This window comes from Clostridium tertium (assembly GCF_017873245.1).
Lineage (GTDB): Bacteria > Bacillota > Clostridia > Clostridiales > Clostridiaceae > Clostridium > Clostridium tertium.
Map to the genome: position 1 here is coordinate 153,344 of NZ_JAGGJY010000007.1, position 20,214 is coordinate 173,557.

The 20,214-nt window shown below is 29.1% G+C and carries 20 protein-coding genes; all 20 read right to left on the minus strand.

Features of this window, described 5'->3' with window-relative positions; all coding sequences use genetic code 11:
• Positions 1–128: 128 nt before the first annotated feature.
• The 20 genes from J2Z25_RS09770 to J2Z25_RS09865 all read right to left on the minus strand — a co-directional run bounded on the left by J2Z25_RS09770 (position 129) and on the right by J2Z25_RS09865 (position 20,182).
• Positions 129–755 carry an ABC-2 transporter permease gene (locus tag J2Z25_RS09770; protein WP_209740165.1) on the minus strand — a complete coding sequence of 209 codons (627 nt, stop codon included), beginning with the start codon at positions 753–755 and terminating at the stop codon, positions 129–131.
• Position 756: 1 nt separating this feature from the next.
• On the minus strand, positions 757–1,608 hold the full coding sequence (locus tag J2Z25_RS09775) for an ABC transporter ATP-binding protein (RefSeq protein ID WP_209740167.1): 852 nt from the start codon (positions 1,606–1,608) through the stop codon (positions 757–759).
• 2 nt (positions 1,609–1,610) lie between these two features.
• Entirely contained in the window at positions 1,611–1,985 is a 375-nt protein-coding gene (locus J2Z25_RS09780; RefSeq protein WP_209740169.1) for a GntR family transcriptional regulator, read from the minus strand.
• Positions 1,986–2,471: 486 nt separating this feature from the next.
• On the minus strand, positions 2,472–4,256 hold the full coding sequence (gene aspS, locus J2Z25_RS09785; protein ID WP_209740171.1) for an aspartate--tRNA ligase: 1,785 nt from the start codon (positions 4,254–4,256) through the stop codon (positions 2,472–2,474).
• 16 nt (positions 4,257–4,272) lie between these two features.
• Complete coding sequence (gene hisS / locus J2Z25_RS09790; protein ID WP_142690239.1) at positions 4,273–5,520, minus strand: histidine--tRNA ligase; 1,248 nt, start codon at positions 5,518–5,520, stop codon at positions 4,273–4,275.
• A 13-nt stretch (positions 5,521–5,533) separates the two neighbouring features.
• The gene (locus J2Z25_RS09795; RefSeq protein ID WP_209740173.1) at positions 5,534–6,958 is read right to left on the minus strand and encodes a coproporphyrinogen III oxidase; all 1,425 of its coding nucleotides are present in this window, start codon (positions 6,956–6,958) and stop codon (positions 5,534–5,536) included.
• An 11-nt stretch (positions 6,959–6,969) separates the two neighbouring features.
• Positions 6,970–7,572: an MBL fold metallo-hydrolase gene (locus tag J2Z25_RS09800; protein ID WP_209740175.1), complete on the minus strand. Its 603-nt coding sequence runs from the start codon at positions 7,570–7,572 to the stop codon at positions 6,970–6,972.
• Positions 7,573–7,586: 14 nt separating this feature from the next.
• Positions 7,587–8,036, minus strand: coding sequence for a D-aminoacyl-tRNA deacylase (gene dtd / locus J2Z25_RS09805; RefSeq protein WP_008679395.1), 450 nt, complete (start codon positions 8,034–8,036; stop codon positions 7,587–7,589).
• 12 nt (positions 8,037–8,048) lie between these two features.
• A complete protein-coding gene (locus J2Z25_RS09810; protein ID WP_008679397.1) occupies positions 8,049–10,241 on the minus strand; it encodes a RelA/SpoT family protein in 2,193 nt (730 codons plus the stop codon).
• A 100-nt stretch (positions 10,242–10,341) separates the two neighbouring features.
• Entirely contained in the window at positions 10,342–10,860 is a 519-nt protein-coding gene (locus J2Z25_RS09815) for an adenine phosphoribosyltransferase (protein WP_008679398.1), read from the minus strand.
• A gap of 91 nt (positions 10,861–10,951) precedes the next feature.
• Entirely contained in the window at positions 10,952–11,803 is an 852-nt protein-coding gene (locus J2Z25_RS09820; protein ID WP_008679399.1) for a DHH family phosphoesterase, read from the minus strand.
• Positions 11,804–11,944: 141 nt separating this feature from the next.
• Complete coding sequence (gene secF, locus J2Z25_RS09825) at positions 11,945–12,817, minus strand: protein translocase subunit SecF (protein WP_097032831.1); 873 nt, start codon at positions 12,815–12,817, stop codon at positions 11,945–11,947.
• Complete coding sequence (secD, locus tag J2Z25_RS09830; RefSeq protein WP_111927857.1) at positions 12,810–14,075, minus strand: protein translocase subunit SecD; 1,266 nt, start codon at positions 14,073–14,075, stop codon at positions 12,810–12,812. Before secD ends, secF begins: the two co-directional genes overlap by 8 nt.
• A 397-nt stretch (positions 14,076–14,472) precedes the next feature.
• Entirely contained in the window at positions 14,473–14,841 is a 369-nt protein-coding gene (locus J2Z25_RS09835) for a TIGR04086 family membrane protein (protein WP_008679405.1), read from the minus strand.
• 52 nt (positions 14,842–14,893) lie between these two features.
• Entirely contained in the window at positions 14,894–15,169 is a 276-nt protein-coding gene (yajC, locus tag J2Z25_RS09840; protein WP_097032829.1) for a preprotein translocase subunit YajC, read from the minus strand.
• 100 nt (positions 15,170–15,269) lie between these two features.
• A complete protein-coding gene (gene tgt, locus J2Z25_RS09845; protein WP_008679410.1) occupies positions 15,270–16,412 on the minus strand; it encodes a tRNA guanosine(34) transglycosylase Tgt in 1,143 nt (380 codons plus the stop codon).
• A gap of 21 nt (positions 16,413–16,433) precedes the next feature.
• Positions 16,434–17,462 carry a tRNA preQ1(34) S-adenosylmethionine ribosyltransferase-isomerase QueA gene (gene queA / locus J2Z25_RS09850; protein ID WP_209740177.1) on the minus strand — a complete coding sequence of 343 codons (1,029 nt, stop codon included), beginning with the start codon at positions 17,460–17,462 and terminating at the stop codon, positions 16,434–16,436.
• A gap of 43 nt (positions 17,463–17,505) precedes the next feature.
• Complete coding sequence (ruvB, locus tag J2Z25_RS09855) at positions 17,506–18,531, minus strand: Holliday junction branch migration DNA helicase RuvB (RefSeq protein ID WP_209740179.1); 1,026 nt, start codon at positions 18,529–18,531, stop codon at positions 17,506–17,508.
• 9 nt (positions 18,532–18,540) lie between these two features.
• Positions 18,541–19,146, minus strand: a complete 606-nt coding sequence (ruvA, locus tag J2Z25_RS09860) for a Holliday junction branch migration protein RuvA (protein ID WP_099346198.1) — start codon at positions 19,144–19,146, stop codon at positions 18,541–18,543.
• 169 nt (positions 19,147–19,315) lie between these two features.
• The gene (locus J2Z25_RS09865) at positions 19,316–20,182 is read right to left on the minus strand and encodes a DegV family protein (protein WP_008679416.1); all 867 of its coding nucleotides are present in this window, start codon (positions 20,180–20,182) and stop codon (positions 19,316–19,318) included.
• Positions 20,183–20,214: the final 32 nt, after the last annotated feature.

The following is a 20,214-nucleotide window of genomic DNA, read 5'->3' on the forward strand; positions in this document are numbered from 1 at the left end:
ACTCGCTTGAAATCTAAAGTAATATAATTGTAAAAGCTATACACAAAATAAGTTCATTATTACTTAATATAAAGTAGAAATAGTAAATTGGATTAGAATTCATATAATATAAATTCTAATCCAATTTATTAGATATCTTTTTTAGCATATAGATTTGAAGTAATAAAATATGATGATAAAATTAATGTAAATATAAATAGAACAATTAGTACTTTTACTATTAACATATCAAAATTTATATTAGGTAAATATTTTATTAATTCAGTTGAAAATACCATTGGAAAAACTACTAAAAATACCATTGCTATTCTGCCCTTTTCAAACCCTAAAGTTAATTCTAATGGAATCAATATAGTCATCACAAAAATACCTATACCTATCATTATATAAATAAATGGCCATAATGGACCAAGTTCACTTATCGTAACTATATTTAAAGAAATCAAGCCTGTATATAGTACTAATGATACTATAGTGGCTATTAGTGTATTAATAGCTACAAATATATATCTTGATAATATATATTCTTTTGGCTTTATTGGTAGAGAATATATTAAATAATTCATTTTACTTTTCTCTTCATAAAATGCTGTACTATAACATGTGGCCATTATAAATAGTGCTCCACCAAAAGTCATCATTTCAGGATTTATAAATCCTAAAAATATTCCCATGGCAATTATTAAAATCATATATTTTTTTAATGCAAATACTGTTTCAAATTGTAAAAATAATAAATTTAATATTTTCCTCATATTAATCCCTCCTAGTATAATAAAGCATAATATCTTCTAAAGTTGGTTTTTCATAAATAACTTCATTTCCAAATATCTCAAATGCTTCTTTTTTATCTGATGTTAGTCCTTCAAAACCAAACACATTAGTTTTAATAGAAATAAGATATTTCCTTGTTTCATTATCTAAAAGTTCTTTTTTTCCTTTTATTATAGAATGTTGTTCTAATATTTCATCTTTTTCACCGTATAATATAATTTTACCTTTATATATAAATATAATATAATCAGCACATTTTTCTAAATCACTAGTTACATGTGTTGAATAAAAAATTGTAAGGTTTTCCTTTTCCATTTCTTCTTGTAATATCTCTAGAAATTCATTTCTTATAATTGGATCTAAGCTGGCAGTAGGCTCATCCATTATTATAATTTTAGGCTTTATAGATAATGCCATAGCTAATTCAAATTGCTTCTTTTGCCCTTTAGATAATTTCCCATAAATTGAAGATTCATTTAGATTGAATTTATTAATTAAGTTATTATATAATTTTTCATCCCAATTTGTATAAAATCTAGATATAGATACCTTTATATTTTTTAATTTACTTTCTTCTAAAAATCCACATACATCACCAACAAATCCTATTTCTTCTTTAACTTTAGGATTTTCAGAAATATTTTCTCCTAGAACTAATATTTCTCCTTCATCATATTTAATCATGTTCATAATAGATTTTATAGTAGTTGTTTTTCCTGAGCCATTCGGTCCAATAAATCCTGTTATAAAGCCTTTCTTTACTTTTAACTCTTCTATATTTAACTTAAAATTCTTATACTCCTTTTTTAAATTCTTAATTTCAATTGCTTCCACTTTTATACCTCCTCATATAAACTCTTAAATATTTCTAATGCTTCATCTAGTGTTAATCCAATAGCTTTTGCAGAAACTATTGCTTCTTCTAATTTATTTTCAATTTCAAACATAGCCACTTCTTTAAGTCTTTCATTATTTGATTCTGCTACAAATGTCCCTTTTCCTACAACAGTTTTAATAAATCCTTCTTTTTCAAGTTCTTCATATGATCTTTTAGTAGTAATTATACTTACTTTTAACTCTTTAGCTAAAGTTCTTATTGAAGGTAATGCTTCTCCAGGTTTTAAAGTCAAATTAATAATTTGATTCTTTATTTGACTTTCAATTTGTTCATATAAGGGTACTTGTGAGGAATTGCTAATTACTATATCCAATCTTTCACCTCCAATTGTATATAAAGTGTATATATCATCTATATACATATATTAATTCATATACACACTATTGTCAATAGAATAAAAAATTCATAGTCTCAGAAATCTATTTAAAGTAAAATTTAATTTACTTTTTCAAGTAAGTTTTATTACGTTGAAAAAGTAAGCTTATTATTTTTATAAAGGGGGGCGCGTTTCACGACTCCTCTTTTATATTTTACTGTTAATTTTTTCTAAATAAGCTAACGAAACGTGATACCCTTTTAAACCATTGATTTCACTTACTTCAAATGGCTATCTTACTGAATCATCTTCATTAGGTCTAAAAGGAATCTAAATCGAAAACCTATTTATTGCATAGGTATCACATTTTTACGAAAATCTTTTATAATTACATTAATATACGCAAAAAAGGAAGTTCTAACTCGAACTTCCTTTTTTATAATCTAATATCAATTTTCTTGATACTACACTTTTTAATCTATTTTAATCTTCTTTTGTATTTATTGAAATACCTAATTCTTGTAATTGCTTTTCATCTGCTATATTAGGTGCTTCACTTAAGTAACAATAAGCATTTTGGTTTTTAGGGAATGCAATAACATCCTTTATATTTTCTGTTCCAGCTAAGAACATTACCATTCTATCAAGTCCAAAAGCTAACCCACCATGTGGTGGTGGTCCAAACTTAAATGCATCTATTAAGAATCCAAATCTTTCTTGTGCTGATTCTTCTGTGAATCCTAATGCTTTAAACATTTTTTGTTGAAGTTTTGAATCATGGATTCTTATAGATCCTCCACCTAATTCTTCACCATTTAAAACTAAGTCATAAGCTTTTGATCTAACTTCTCCTGGATTAGTTTCTAGCATATCTATATCTTCATCCATAGGTGATGTAAATGGATGATGTGCTGCATGATATCTTCCTTCTTCTTCATCATATTCAAATAATGGGAATTCTGTAATCCAAGTAAAATTAAATTCATTTTTGTCTTTTATTAAGTCAAATTGTTTAGCAAGCTCTAATCTTAGTGCTCCTAAGCTTTGGAATACTATTGAATTCTTATCAGCAACTATAAATATAGCATCTCCAACTTCTGCTCCCATAGTTTTAACTATTGAGTTTGTAACATCGTCAGTTAAGAACTTAGCAATAGAAGACTTAACTCCATCTTCTTTTAATTGAATCCATGCAAGACCTTTAGCCTTATATGTCTTAACAAATTCACCTAATTTGTCTATTGGCTTTCTTCCAAGATCTGCTCCACCTTTTAAGCAAAGAGCTCTTACTGAACCACCAGCTTCTATTGCTGATTTAAATACTACAAAATCCATATCCTTAACGTCTTCTGTAATATTAGTTATTTCCATTCCAAATCTTAAATCTGGTTTATCTGAACCGTATTTTTCCATAGCATCTTTAAATGTCATTCTCTTTATTGGTAATTTAACATCTACTCCTGCTACTTCTTTAAATACATGAGCTATTAAACCTTCATTCATTTTAATAACATCTTCTTGTTCAACAAAACTCATTTCTAAATCTATTTGAGTAAATTCTGGTTGTCTATTTGCTCTTAAATCTTCATCTCTAAAACATTTTACGATTTGATAATATCTATCAAATCCTGATACCATTAATAGTTGTTTAAAAATTTGTGGTGATTGTGGAAGCGCATAGAACATTCCAGGATAGTTTCTAGAAGGTACAAGATAATCTCTAGCTCCTTCTGGAGTACTCTTAGTAAGCATTGGAGTTTCTACTTCTAAAAAGTTATTATCGTCTAGATAATCACGAACTGATTTAGAAATTCTATTTCTAATCATGAATATTCTTTGCATATCTGGTCTTCTAAGATCTAAATATCTATATTTTAATCTTATACTTTCAGCAGCATCTAATCCTTCCTTTATATATATTGGAGGTGTATCTGATTCTGAAAGAATTTTTAAACTTTCACACTTAAGCTCTACTAATCCTGTTGGCATATTATGATTAGGAGCTTCTCTTAAAACTACTTCACCAGTAACTGCTATACAATATTCAGGTCTAACATCTTTAGCTTTTTCAAAAGCCTCAGCATTTATTGCTTCCCCAAATACTATTTGCATTATTCCTGTTCTATCTCTAAGGTCTATAAATTGTAGACCTCCTAATTTTCTATTTCTTTGCACCCAACCCATTAATGTGATTTTTTGTGATACGTTATTTTCTCTAACTTCCCCACACATTAGGGTTCTTTTTAAGCCACCTAAAGCTTCACCCATTTTTTCTTCCTCCTAACTATTTTACAAGCTTTGCTATTTCTTCTATATTATCTAAACTTACTTCAAATTGCTCACCATCACTCATTCTTTTAAGTTTTAATGTATTATTTTGAAGCTCGTCATCACCTAAAATTGTAGTAAAGGCTGAACCTATCTTATTTGCATATTTCATTTCTGCTTTTATGCTTCTTCCCATATGATTTATTTCTGTCTTTATACCAATAGCTCTAAGTTTATTAGCTAATACAAAAGCACTTGTCTTAGCCGCTTCTCCCCTAGCACCTATATAAAGATCAACTAATCCTTCATTTGGAATTTCTATACCTTCTTTTTCTAAAGTCATTATAAGTCTTTCTAAACCTAATCCAAATCCTACAGCTGGCATTTCTGGTCCACCAATTTCTTCTATAAGCTTATCGTATCTTCCGCCGCCACAAACTGTAAAATCATCATTTAATATTTCAAATATAGTCTTTGTATAATAATCTAATCCTCTAACTATACCTGGATCTACTTTATATTGTATTTTTAAAGCATCTAAATAATTTTTAACTTCAGTAAAGTGAGAATCACACTCTTCACATATATAATCTAATATAATTGGAGCATGCTTAGTTATTTCATTGCAACTTTTTTCTTTGCAATCAAGAATTCTCATTGGATTTTTTTCAAATCTAGTTTTACAAATTCCACAAAGATTATCATAATTTTCTTCAAGATATTTTTTAAGTGCTTCATTATATTTAGGTCTACATTTAGGACATCCTAAGTTGTTTATATTTAAACTTAAGCTTTTAAGCCCTAATTTTTTTAATGATTCCATAGCTAATGAAATTACTTCAGCATCAATTGAAGCTTCTTTTGAACCAAAAACTTCAACTCCATATTGATGGAATTGTCTAAGTCTTCCTTTTTGAACATTTTCATATCTGAAACAAGGTATTATGTAATATAACTTTGTTGGCTGAGCTTCATTAAATAATCTATTTTCTATGAAAGCCCTTACTGTTGGTGCTGTACCTTCTGGTTTTAAGGTAATACTTCTATCACCTTTATCATTGAAAGTATACATTTCTTTTTGCACTATATCAGTTGTTTCTCCAACACCTCTTAAAAATAATTCTGTATGTTCAAACATTGGAGTTCTTATTTCTCTTACCCCATATGATTTTGAAACATCTCTTAAAACTCCCTCTACATAATGCCATTTATATGCATCTTGAGGTAGCATATCCTTAGTACCCTTAGGTGCTTGGATTTCCATAAAATATCTCCTCCTATTTAAGGTAAAGTGCATCTAAAAGTTTTATCTTTTCCTCTACCATTTCCTTAATTCTACTTGTGTACTCTCTAATATCTTTAACATTTCCAAATCTTTCAATTCTATTTTCTTCTAGAAAGACTACTTTTGATACGGCATCTGCCCCTAAAGCTATTATAGTTTGTTTATCTTCTATCATTTGTATATTATATAAGCATTCTTTGCCTTCTTTAGAATAGCCTAAATTCTCCATATTGCCAACCATATTTTTTTGTCTATACATATAATATGGCTCTATATTTAAACTTTTAGCTAAATTTCTACTTACTTCATACATTAATGAAAGTTCATCTTGCTTCTTTATTTGTATGCCTTTCTTTAAAATGAAATTTTCATAAAGAATAGATGCTCTTTTTAAAGATAATCCATGGACAGTTAAACTATCTGGTCTTAGTTTTAAGATTTCATTTGCAGTATATTCTGCTTCTTTTATCCCTTCACCAGGTAATCCTATTATCATATCCATATTTATATCATCAAAGCCTAAATTTCTAGCTAAATTAAATTTATCTATAACATCTTTTGATGTATGTCCTCTACCAATCATTTTTAATGTGTCATCATTCATTGTTTGAGGATTAATACTTATTCTAGTAGTATTATATTTTTTCATAGTTTGAAGCTTTTCTAAAGTTATACTATCCGGTCTTCCACATTCTACAGTAAACTCAAGTATTTCTTTATCTAATACGAAAGCATTATAAATTTCTTTCATAATATCTTCAAACTCTTCATTATTTACTGCTGTTGGAGTTCCCCCACCAAAATAAACACTTTCTATTTTTAGATTTCTCTCATTAACATACTTTTTCATTTCTCTTATTTCATATGTTAACGCTTCTAAATAAGGATTAACTAATTTTTTATTACTACCTATAGGATTAGCTGTAAAAGAACAATAAAAACATCTAGTCGGACAAAATGCCATTCCAATATAAATTGCAATACTCTTTTCATCTTTATTTACAAGCTCCTGTTCCTTTTTAGCTACTTTTATGCAAAGCTTAGCTTTTTCTTCCGAAGCTAAATGTTTCTTTGCAAATAAATCTATTATTTCCTTTTCACTTTTTCCTTCTTCTAAGTACTTTAAAGCTATTTTGGAAGGTCTTATTCCTACAAGTATCCCCCATGGATAGTAATCTCCAGTTATTTCTTTCAATGAAGAAAAAATTAACCTCTTAATATCTTCTTTTATATTTTCTAAAACATTACATTCTCTATAAAAATCATTAAATGAAAATGATATTTTATCTTCTTCTATATTTATTATATAGTTACCATCTTCCTCAAACTTAATTTCGTCAAGCGCATAATATATATTAAACATTTGATATACGTCATATCTATATTTTAAATTATTTAACTTAATCTTTAATTCCATTTATTCTCCTCTTATGCTAGGAAGGGATTTCTCATCCTTTCAAATATAATAGTAGATTTTGGCCCATGTCCAGGGTAAACTTCTACGTCATTATCAAGTACCATAAGCTTAGTTTCTATACTTTCTATAAGCTCATTATAACTACCACCTAAGAAGTCTGTTCTACCTATTGAACCATTAAATAAAGTATCTCCAGTAAACACCTTATCTTCTACTAAGTAACAAGTTCCACCTTTTGTGTGCCCTGGTGTAAATATTGCTTTAAAAGTTAATTTTCCAACTTTTATTTCATCTCCTTCATTTATATATTTATAAATGTTAGGTAACTTACCAAATATTCCCGATGAATCCATTTCCATATATTCCTCATCTGCTTTATTAAGATAAACATCTACCTTATATTTATCTTTTAATTCTTCTACAGCTCCATTGTGATCAAAATGACAATGTGTTAAAAGTATTACTTCTATTTTAATTCCTAAAGCTTCAATTTCTTTAATTAAATAACTTGCCTCTGCACCCGGATCTATTAAAGCTGCTTTATTTGTATTTTCATCTATCACTAAATAACAATTTGTTTGCAATGATCCAAGTGGATATGTCTTTACTATCATACTTATCCTCCTTTTTAAAAATTCTTTTTACTATCTAACATTAAAGTCACTGGTCCATCATTTTGAATATCCACTTTCATATGAGCTCCAAACTCACCAGTTTCAATTTTCAAATTTGATTCCTTTAATAACTCAATAAATCTCTCATATAAAACTTTTGCTTTTTCTCCACCTTCTGCTTCCATGAAGTTTGGTCTTCTACCCTTTCTGCAATCTCCATAAAGGGTAAATTGAGAAATTACTAAAATTTCGCCTTTCACATCTAAAACTGATAAATTCATTTTATCAGCTTCATCTTCAAATATTCTTAAATTAATCAACTTTTCTTTTATATATAATAGGTCTTCTTCAGTATCGTCCTTTGAGATACCTATTAATATATTTAATCCTTTGTTGATTGATCCAATTATATTTCCTTCTACTGTAACTTTAGAAGATGTCACTCTTTGAACCACAGCTCTCATATAATCACCCCTCTAGTTATTCATTCTGTATACATCCATTACACCTTTTAATCTTCTTATCTTTCTCATAAGTTCTCTTAGTTGTTCAATAGAGTCTATTTTTACCTTTATATTTATTATAGCAATATTACCTTTTGATGATTTAGCATTTAATGCATTTAATGGTAATTTAGCTTCAGTTATTATCATCATTATATCTGATAATATACCTATTCTATCTTCGGCTCTAACTTGTATTTCAGCTACATAGGCTGTTCCTTTTGAAGAGCCCCATGAAACTTCTACAACTTTTCCATTATCATAATCAATTAAAGCTTTTAAATTACTGCAATCACTTCTATGAACTGAAATCCCTCTTCCTTTAGTTATATATCCAAGTATCTCATCTCCCGGAACTGGATTGCAACATCTAGCAAACCTTACCATAAGATTATTAACACCTTTTACTGTTACTCCATAATCATTAGAAGATGTTTTCTTATTTATATTTGCCTTATCTGATTTAGAAATATGATCGTCAATTGACTTATTTATGCTTTCTAAACTTTGTTTTTCAGTAATATTTTCTTCTTTTAACTTAGCTATATATGATGAAGCTGAAATCTGCCCCACTCCTATTGAAGCATATAAATCTTCCATACTATGAATATTGTATCTTTTAACTGATTTTTCGTATGCTTCACCTTTGGCAATTTCTGAGTAAATTACCCCTTGCTTCTTTAGTTCTTTTTCAAAAACTTCTTTCCCTTTATCTATATTTTCTTCTTTTTTAATTTTCTTAAACCATTGTCTTATTTTACTTTTAGCTTGATTACTTTTAGCCATATTTAGCCAATCCATATTAGGACCCTTAGCATTATTAGATGTTAATACTTCTACTATTTCACCTGTTTTTAAATTATAATCAAGAGGTACTATTTTACCATTTACCTTTGATCCAATACATCTATTTCCTATATCTGTATGTATTCTATATGCAAAATCTATTGGAGTAGCTCCACTTGGTAAATTGATTACAACACCTTTTGGAGTAAATACAAAAATTTCATCAGTAAATAAATCTATCTTAAACCCTTCAATAAATTCTTCTGCATCTGATGTTTCTTTTTGCCACTCAAGCATATCTCTTAGCCATGCAAGCTTATTTTCAAAGGATTTTTCCTTATCTTCTTGCGTATCACCCTCTTTATACTTCCAATGGGCTGCTATACCATATTCTGCAGTTTTATGCATCTCAAAGGTTCTAATTTGTATTTCAAATGTTTTCCCTTGAGGTCCTATTACGGTAGTATGAAGAGATTGATACATATTAGGCTTAGGCATCGCTATATAATCTTTAAATCGGCCAGGAATAGGCTTATATATAGTATGTACTATACCTAATACACCATAGCAATCTTTAACTGTATTTACTAAAATTCTTATTGCTGTTAAATCGAATATTTGCTCAATGCTCTTATTTTTATTAATCATCTTTTTATATATACTATAAAAATGTTTTGGTCTTCCATCTATATCAGAATCTATTTCAGATTCCTCCAATTTATTATGTAAGTCTTCTATTATTTCAGCAATATAAGTTTCTCTTTCAACTCTTTTTTCTGCAATTTGTTTTACTAAATCATAATATTCTTCTTCATGTAAATATCTAAAAGCTAAATCTTCAAGTTCCCACTTAATTTTAGATATACCTAATCTATGAGCTAATGGAGCATATATATCTAAAGTTTCTTTAGCCTTTTGTTTTTGTTTTTCTTTAGGCATAAATTTTAAAGTTCTAAGATTATGTAATCTATCAGCTAGCTTTATAATTATTACTCTAATATCCTTTGCCATAGCTAAAAGCATTTTTCTAACATTATCAGCTTGTTGCTCTTCTTTTGTCTTATATTCTATCTTGCCGAGCTTAGTTACGCCTTGAACTAAATCTGCAACTTCCTCATTAAATATATTCTTTATATCATCATATGTATAGTGTGTATCTTCTATAACATCGTGCAAAAGTCCTGCTACTATTGTGCTAGTATCCATACCCATTTCAGCAAGTATTTCAGCCACATCTATTGGATGGGTTATATAGGGCTCACCTGACTCTCTCTTTTGATTCTTATGAGCATCACATGCTAAATCATATGCTTTTTTTACGATATCTGTATCTATATTGTTACAATTTTCATTTATTTTTCGTAATAGGCCTTCATACATATGGGTAATCTCCTTTGATTAAGTCTAAAATAATTGGCTGGTTTTAACAACCAGCCATTTTCTTTTATTATATAATATTTAATTTGATATTTCAACAATATTAGAATTCGTAATCAACTAAAGACATAACTTCATACTTTTCTAATTTATCTCTTCCATGTAAACCTGTTAGTTCAATTGCAAAATCTAAACAAACTACTTCTCCACCAGCTAATTCTACAAGCTTAGCTACTGCATCTATAGTGCCACCAGTTGCTAGTAAATCATCAACTATTGCAACTCTTTGTCCTTTTTTAATGGCATCTTTGTGTATTTGTAATGTATCACTACCATATTCTAAATCATAAGTTATTGATATTGTTTCACCAGGTAATTTCCCTGGTTTTCTTACTGGTACAAATCCTATACCCATTGCATAAGCTACAGGAACTCCATAAATAAATCCTCTTGCTTCTGGTCCAACTATTAAATCTATATTTTTGTCCTTTAAATGTTCAACAATTTTATCAATTGAGTATCTTAATGCTTCTCCATCTCCAATTACTGTAGTTATATCCTTGAAGCTTATTCCTTCCTTTGGGAAATTTTCAATTACTCTTATTTTCTCTTTTAGATTCATGATAAATCCTCCATCACTAAAAATTATAAACTATATAATTATTCTCCTTACTAAAACTACTACTTTTTATTTTAAGTAATTATCAAATTAATTATATAGTCATTTTTGATTTGTTTAAATATTTTGTTATTTGTTCTGCTCTATCTTTTTTAGTAGTAGTCAAAAGTTCTATAATTATACGTGCATTATCCATCATTGTTACTGCATTTATGGTTGGTGTAATAACATCTATAATCTTTAATATGCATTCTTCATCCATTTCAACAATACTATAATAATTCATTATAGATCTTAAACCATAATTATTTGTATTTATTAAGAACTTTCTACCTTCCTTTAAAATAACTCCATTTTCACCTTTTAAAGGAACTTCCGCCCACTGTTCTCCTATAAGTATCAAATCCAAATACTTATTTATGCTTTTTATGTTATAGTATATTGCAATTGCTTGCATTAATTTAAAGGTTAATCCACTAATAGATAAATTTTTATATCTATACTGACATCCCTTTTGATTTGGATTTATGTATATGTAATTTCTCTCATTATTAACTTCTTTATTTTCCAAAACTATCAAATCTATCCCAAGATCCCTACAAAGCTCTTCTTCTCTTTCTGAACTTAAATCTATACCTAAGGTTATCAAAAGCTGGCCCCCTAGAAAACTAACATTATTCTTTATATCTTCTGATATTATTCCAGAACTAGAAGCTTCATCATGAATTATATATTCTATATCTGCATTTAAATATTTTAAGACTAATATTAAAGACGATATAGCACACAACCCATCTACATTTGGCACTCCATAAATAACTATCTTCTTTCTATTATTTATAGCTTCTACCATATGTTCAATAGCTTTATTCATATTTTTAAGTATAAAGGGATTATATCCAGTAATATAATTTGGACTATAAATACTCTCCCAAAACTTACGCATTATAAACTCCTCCATAAAACTTAAGAAAACACATATATTATAATGTAAAATCTCTAAGATTACAAATGTTTTCTAAGGAAAAAAATAATAAACCTCCAAAATATTTCGGAGGTTTAACTTTTTTTGTTATTTTTTAAAAGATTAAGCTAATTCAGCTTTACTTTTTTTACCTCTTTTATCTTTTAATATAACCCATACTGGTGAAGCTATGCATATAGAAGAATATGCCCCCGCTGCAATACCTATTATTAATGGGAATGTAAACTCCCTAACTGTTGGTACAAATATGTTTACGGCTATAATTGTAATTAATGTAGTCAATGTTGTATTTATTGATCTTGACATAGTTTGAGTTAAACTCTTATTTGCAATTTCAGTAGCTGATGCTCTTCTCATATTTTTAGAATTTTCTCTTATTCTATCAAAAATTACTATTGTATCATTTATAGAATAACCTACAATTGTTAATATAGCTGCTATAAATGGTGTATTAACAGGTATGTTGAAAATTGCAAATACGCTAATTGTAATAAATAAATCATGTACAAGTGCTACGATAGCAGCTACCCCATAATTCATTTCAAATCTCATTGCAATATATATTAGCATAGCAGCACAAGCTACTATTAATGCAATTACTGAATTTCTTGTAAGTTCTTTTCCTACTGAAGCTCCAATTTCATCCTGTGATAATAAAGCATTATCCTCTAAACTATATTTATCTTGTAAGGCTTTAAAAACTTCTGAAACTTTTTCACTATCTAAATCTTTTGCTTTAATTTCGTATTCTGTTTCATTTGCCTCATTTGTAACCGCGTCTGGAACTATCCCTTTAACTATTTCATCTGCTTCAGGTTTATTAAACCCTTCACCTAACTCAATAACAACTTTAGTTCCGCCTAAAAAATCTATTCCAAAATTCAATCCTCTTGAGATAGTAAATCCTAATCCTACTATTATAACTATAATTGATAAGGCGAACCAAAGCTTAGTCTTTTCTATAATTTTAAGCATTATTAGCCCCCCTCTTCACTCTAAACTGCCATAGACTCTTTAAAAGTCCAATATCTACTGCAAAATTCATTAAAATCTTAGTAACTACTAAAGCAGTAATTAAGCTTAAAACTATTCCTATCATTAATGTTACAGCAAATCCCTTGACTGTTCCTGAACCTATAAAATACAATATAAGTGCAGCAATAAATGTTGTAGCATTTGAATCTACTATTGATGACATTGCATTTTCAAATCCACTTTTCACAGCACTTTTAACTGATACACCTCTTGTAAGTTCTTCTCTAATTCTTTCAAAAATTAATATATTTGCATCTACTGCCATACCTACCGTTAACAATAATGCTGCAATTCCTGGTAGTGTTAGTGCTACTCCCATTTCTACAAATACTAAAAGTACTAATGTTATATATAATGTTAATGCTATACTTGCCAAAATTCCTGGAACCCTATACCAAAGTATCATGAATATAAATATTAATGATATTCCAATAACACCAGCCTTAATTGCATTTGGAAATGCTTCTGCACCTAATTGAGCTCCTACATTTTTAACAGATACTGCTTTAACTGTTACTGGAAGCGCCCCTGAACTTATGATTCCTGATAACTTTGTTGCTTCATCCATTGAAGACATTCCATTAATAACAGCTTTTCCATCAGTAATAGCACTTTGAACCACTGGCTGTGATACCACTTCATTATCCATTGATATACTTATTGTCTTTCCTATATTATTGGCTGTAGCTTCAGCAAATTTTGCTTGCCCTTCCTCATTTAATTCTAATGATACAACCGGTCTTGATGTATCATCAAGAATAGCCGTTGCCTCTTTAACATCTTTACCTGTTAAAACAACATTACCTTCTGGGTCCTTAAACTCTAAGTTACCAGTTTTACTTAATCCATCAACTATCTCACTTGAGTTATAAGCTCCAGGTATATCCACTCTTATTCTTTTTTCGCCTTCTTCAGTTACAATTGTTTCAGATACTCCAATTTTATTAACTCTAAGTTCTAATAATTGCTTTGTTCTTTGACGAACATCTGATGGAACATCATCTTCTTGTATTTCCATTAAAACTGATACTCCACCTTGAAGATCAAGTCCCTTAGTTATTGCTTTATTAAATGACTTAAACTCCCATCCTGCTATTTCAAACCCTTTAAAACCTGTAAATGCTAATGAGAAAATAGCAACGATACAGAGTATAAATAATATTGAACTTTTACTCTTGCTTTTGCTTCTCGCTTTCATGTTCTTCCCCCTCTGGTAAGTTTTCACCTAAAATTATATTACTTATGTTAAGTAATATCAACTACTTTTTACTTAATTGGAGTCGTTTTCCATCCTTTATATTCCAAATTCTCTTAATAAATATTACTTTACACAATTCTATACTTAAGTATAACTATTATTTTGTAAATCTATACAATAATTACGTATATTTTATATTTTATATAAAATATTGATAAATTTAGATTTGACTAAAATCTTTCATTTAATTTACTGTTAAAACATCATATATTTTCTTACAACATAAAAAATAAGAGAATTTTTAATTCTCTTATTTTAATGATATATTATTTAATTTTTATAAATTAATTTAAATAATCTTTAGTTTTAACAAATAACTTTTCTTGTATTAATAAAGTTATAGATTTACGCCAAGCATTCCAGAAAAAAGGCCAATAAATACACATAATGTGAATTTAATAAAATCATACATGCCTAATGTTGGTTCTGCGCCGAATATAATTCCAATTATATATAGAGCTATGTAAAACATACATCCTACTGCTAAACCAACTATCCATCCTTTACTTCCATGTGCTTTTACTGCAACTAGTGAACCTACAACTAACGCTAGACAAGATATAACTACATAAATAATATTAAAAACACCTTCTCCAAGAGTAATACTGTTCATTACTAAAGAAAGTATTGCTGTTATTAAAAATGTAACCATAATTGCCCAAACAACGCCTTTTAAAACACTTTTAAAATAATTTGACCACTCCATAAAAATTTCACCCCCTAGTATTAATTTTATGAAATACTAGGGGGTATTATTCTTATTCTGTTACTTTATTTACTTTTGAAGCAATACCATTTTTAGAAATTTTTAATTTTGTTCTTTCAGCACTAGTTTCAATAATAACATAGTCTTCTTCTACTATTATTATCTTTCCCATTATTCCGCCTCTAGTTACTATTTCATCGTTTTTTTCCAATGCTGATAGCATTTCATTGTATTTCTTTGTTCTCTTCTTTTCAGGTAAAATTAATAAAAAGTACATAAGACCAAACATTAATACGAATGGTACTACAAGTGATAAAATTTGTGCCATTTAAATTCATTCCCTTCATCAAATAACTAATATATTTCATAATAAAAACTATATCTTATTTATGTGGTATTGTCAATTATATTAACAGATACTTAATACTTTAAGCTTTTCCATTCCATTCTTTTAATTTTTGTTCTTTAAAGTCTTTAAAGTATCCCCCATCTATTGCAGCTCTTATATCTTCCATAAGCTTGTTATAGAAATAAAGATTATGTAATACGCATAGTCTCATTGCAAGCATTTCCTTAGCTTTAAATAAATGTCTTATATATGCTCTCGTATAACTTTTACAAGCTGGGCATCCACATCCTTCATCTATAGGTCTCGTATCTAACTCGAATTTTGCATTCATTAAATTTATCTTTCCTTCTTTTGTGAATACATGCCCATGTCTACCATTTCTTGCCGGAAGTACACAATCAAAGAAATCTACACCTCTATCAACTGCTTCTAATATATTAGTTGGTGTTCCTACTCCCATTAAATATATAGGTTTATCTTCTGGTAAATGTGGTACAACAGCATCTATTATTCTATACATTTCCTCATGAGTTTCTCCAACAGCCAAACCGCCTATTGCATATCCATCTAAATCCATCTTTGTTATAGTCTTAGCATGCTCGATTCTTATATCCTCATAACATCCACCTTGATTTATTCCAAATAGCATTTGATCCTTATTTATAGTTTCAGGAAGTGAATTTAATCTATCCATTTCCGTTTTACATCTTTCAAGCCATCTTGTTGTTCTTGCAACTGACTTTTCCACATACTCTCTTGTAGATGGGTTTGGAATACATTCATCAAATGCCATAGCTATAGTTGAAGCTAAGTTACTTTGAATTTGCATTGACTCTTCTGGTCCCATAAATATCTTTTTACCATCTATATGTGATGAGAAATAAACACCTTCTTCTTTTATCTTTCTCATTCCTGATAGTGAAAACACTTGGAATCCACCTGAATCTGTAAGAATAGGTCTATCCCAATTCATAAATTCATGTAATCCACCAAGTTTTGCTACAACTTTATCAGATGGTCTTAAATGTAAATGATATGTATTTGATAATTCCACTTGACATCCTATTTCTTTTAAGTCCATTGTTGATACTGCTCCTTTTATTACAGCAAGTGTACCAACATTCATAAATACAGGAGTTTCTATAGTTCCATGAGGAGTTTCAAATCTTCCTCTTCTTGCGTTTCCATCTTTTTTTAGTAAAGTATATCTTTTCTTACTCAAAATTTCACTTCCTCTTCTTGTTTATTCTTTTATTAACATAGAATCTCCAAAGGAGAAAAATCTGTATTTTTCTTTAACAGCTTCATTATATGCATTCATTACATGCTCTTTTCCTGCTAAAGCTGAAACTAACATTATTAATGTAGATTCAGGTAAATGGAAGTTAGTTATTAATTCATCAATAACTTTATATTTATATCCCGGATAGATAAATATATCAGTCCATCCACTTTGCTCTCTTACAAATCCATTATCATCACCAATTGTCTCTAGAGTTCTTGTAGATGTTGTTCCAACTGCTATGACTTTATTCCCTCTTTTTTTAGTTTCATTTATTAAATCTGCATTTTCCTTATCTAAGTGATAATATTCTGAATGCATTATATGTTCATTTATATCTTCAACCTTTACAGGTCTAAAAGTTCCTAGTCCAACATGAAGAGTTAAGTACGCAATGTTAACTCCTTTAGCCTTAATTTCTTTTAGTAACTCTTCTGTAAAATGTAATCCTGCTGTTGGCGCTGCTGCCGACCCTTTTTCTTTTGAATATACAGTTTGATATCTTTCTTTATCTTCAAGCTTTTCAGTAATATATGGTGGAAGTGGCATTTCTCCTAACTCATCTAATACCTGTTCAAAAATTCCCTCATATGAAAACTCTATTATTCTATTTCCCTCTTCTACGATATCAACTACAGTGCATGTTAGTTTACCTTCACCAAAAGTAAATTTTTGACCAATCTTTGCTCTTTTACCTGGCTTAGCTAAGCATTCCCATCTATCGCTCTCAATTCTTTTTAATAACAAGAACTCAATCTTTCCACCAGTCCCTTCTTTTTCACCTATTAATCTTGCTGGCATTACTCTTGTATTATTTAAAACTAAGGTATCTCCTTCATTTAAATATTCAACTACATCATGAAAAGATTTATGTTCTATTTCACCAGTATTTTTATCTAAAACCATTAGCCTTGAAGAATCTCTTTTTTCTAAAGGATGTTGTGCAATTAATTCTTCTGGCAAATCAAAATCAAAATCACTTACTTTCATTTTCTTGTCTCCTAATCTTTATCGTTAATAATTCAAATTTTCTTTAAAACAGCTTTTGCTGCTCTCCAGTTACTTTTTTCTTCCTCTTACTTCTACCTAAATGTTCATAGGCTTTATCAGTTGCAACCCTTCCTCTTGAAGTTCTCACTATAAATCCTGTTTGTAATAAGTATGGTTCATATACGTCTTCTATTGTTCCAAGTTCTTCTCCTATAAAATAAGAAAGAGTTTCTATTCCTACTGGTCCACCATTAAAGTTATCTATTATTGCTTCTAAGATTTTATTATCAACTCTGTCAAAGCCCTTACTATCTACTTCTAAAAGCTCAAGTGCTGCTTTTGCTTCTTTATAACTTATAAGAGAATCAGAATAAACTTGAGCATAATCTCTAACTCTTTTTAATAATCTATTTGCAATTCTCGGAGTTCCTCTTGATCTCCTTGCAAGTTCATAAGCGCCTTCTTCAGTAATGTTACACTCTAATACAAAAGCAGATCTAACTATAATTTCTTTAAGTTGCTCTTCCGTATAATACTGCATGTCGCAAAGAACTCCAAATCTATCTCTTAATGGAGATGTTAACATACCTATCCTTGTCGTTGCTCCTATTAAAGTAAACTTAGGTAAATCTAGCCTTATAGATTTAGCAGCAGCTCCCTTTCCAATAACAATATCAAGAACATAATCCTCCATTGCGGGATATAGTATTTCTTCTACATTTCTATTTAATCTATGTATTTCATCTATAAATAAAACATCATTATCTTTAAGTGTTGTTAATATCGCAGCCAAATCCCCTGCTCTTTCTATAGCTGGACCTGAAGTTATTTTAAGTTCTCCATCCATTTCTTTTGCTATAATATTAGCTAATGTAGTTTTTCCAAGCCCTGGTGGTCCATATAATAATACATGATCCAAAGCTTCATCCCTATTTTGAGCAGCCTTTATAAATATATTTAATCTTTCTTTAACTTTATCTTGGCCTATATATTCATTTAAACTTTGAGGCCTTAAACTCAAAGAACTTCCATCTTCAAATATTTCTTGTGGTGTTATTATTCTTTCCATAACTCACCTCTATCCCATAAGGACCTTTAAACAATTTTTAATTATATTTTCTAGGGTATCTGTCTTATCTACTTTTTTAAGCGCCGCTTCTGCTTCTTTTTCTGAATATCCAAGTGCTAAAAGTGCACCTAAAGCTTCAGCTATATTACTTGCATTGTTTGGCATTAAATCTTCAAACTCTCCTGAACCTTCTATTACTTCAGATATATCTTCTTTTTTAATTTTATCTTTCAGCTCTAATATAATTCTTCCTGCAGTTTTCTTTCCTATTCCAGGAGCTTTACATAAATGTTTTTCGTCTCCCATCATTATTGCATACCTTAAATTATTAATTCTACTAATTGATAGCAATGATAATGCAGCTTTTGCACCAACACCATTAATGGAAAGTAATAGCTTAAACATTTCAAGCTCTTCTCTAGAATCAAATCCATATAAGCCTAAAAAATCTTCTCTTACTATTTGCTCAAGATATAACTTAACTTCTTCATCGATTTTAGGCATAGATGACATAGTTGCTCCTGATGTAAATATTTTATATCCTATTCCATTATTTTCAATAATAATATAATCTCTATTTATCCCTTTATATTTTCCTCTTATGTATTCGTACATACAACTAACCCCCTCATATGCCAACTAAATAGTCTATTTAGTTTCTAACCTACACTATACTTTATCATTATAACTAAAATAATTCAAGGTAGAAACATAAGCATAAAAATGTAAAAGGAGTAAGATTAATTTTATCTTACTCCTTTCCATAAAATAATTATTCCAAAACTTATCTATTATTACCTATAAAAAATAATGCCAATGTTCCTGGACCTGAGTGTGCTCCTATAACTGGTCCTACGTTATTTATAATAACTTCTTTTACTTTTACTTCATTTAAAATTAAATCTCTTAATTGTTCCGCTTCAGCTAAACAATCGCCATGGCTTATGAAGATTGTTTGATCTTCTGGATTTACAATTCTTTCTTTTAGTTTTTCTTGTAATTCTTTAACTGATTTTTTTCTACCTTTCACTTTAGAAACTGGAATTAACCTTCCTTCATCATCCACGTGCATTATTGGCTTTATACTAAGCATTGTTCCAACTATAGCAACTGTACTTGATACCCTACCACCTCTTTTTAAATGGTTTAAATCATCTACAGTAAACCAATGGTTAACCTTTAATTTATTTTCTTCTATCCAGTTTATTATTTCTTCCTTAGTTGCTCCATTCTTAAGCATATTAGCAGCATAATAAACTATAAGTCCTAGTCCCAGTGATGCACTTTTTGTATCAATTACTGTAATATCTGCAGATTTAATTTCATCTTCTACAGCTTCCTTAGCTATTCTTGCACTGTTTACACAACCACTAAGTGCTGATGAAAATCCTATATAAATTATTGAACTGCCTTCGTTAGAATATTTTTTAAATATTTCTGCAAATGTATATGAGTTAGCTTGAGATGTTGAAGGCATTTCACCTGCTCTAATCATATCATAAAAGTCTTTATACTTTATGCTTTGCCCTAGATCATCTGGAATATCTTCTCCCTTTATATTAACTCTAAGCTGCACTATTTCTATATTATTTTCTTTAACGAAACTTATAGGTAAATCACAACAAGAATCTGTCAAAATAACTGTCTTCATAGTCATCTCCTCCAAAAATATCTTTTTATAAT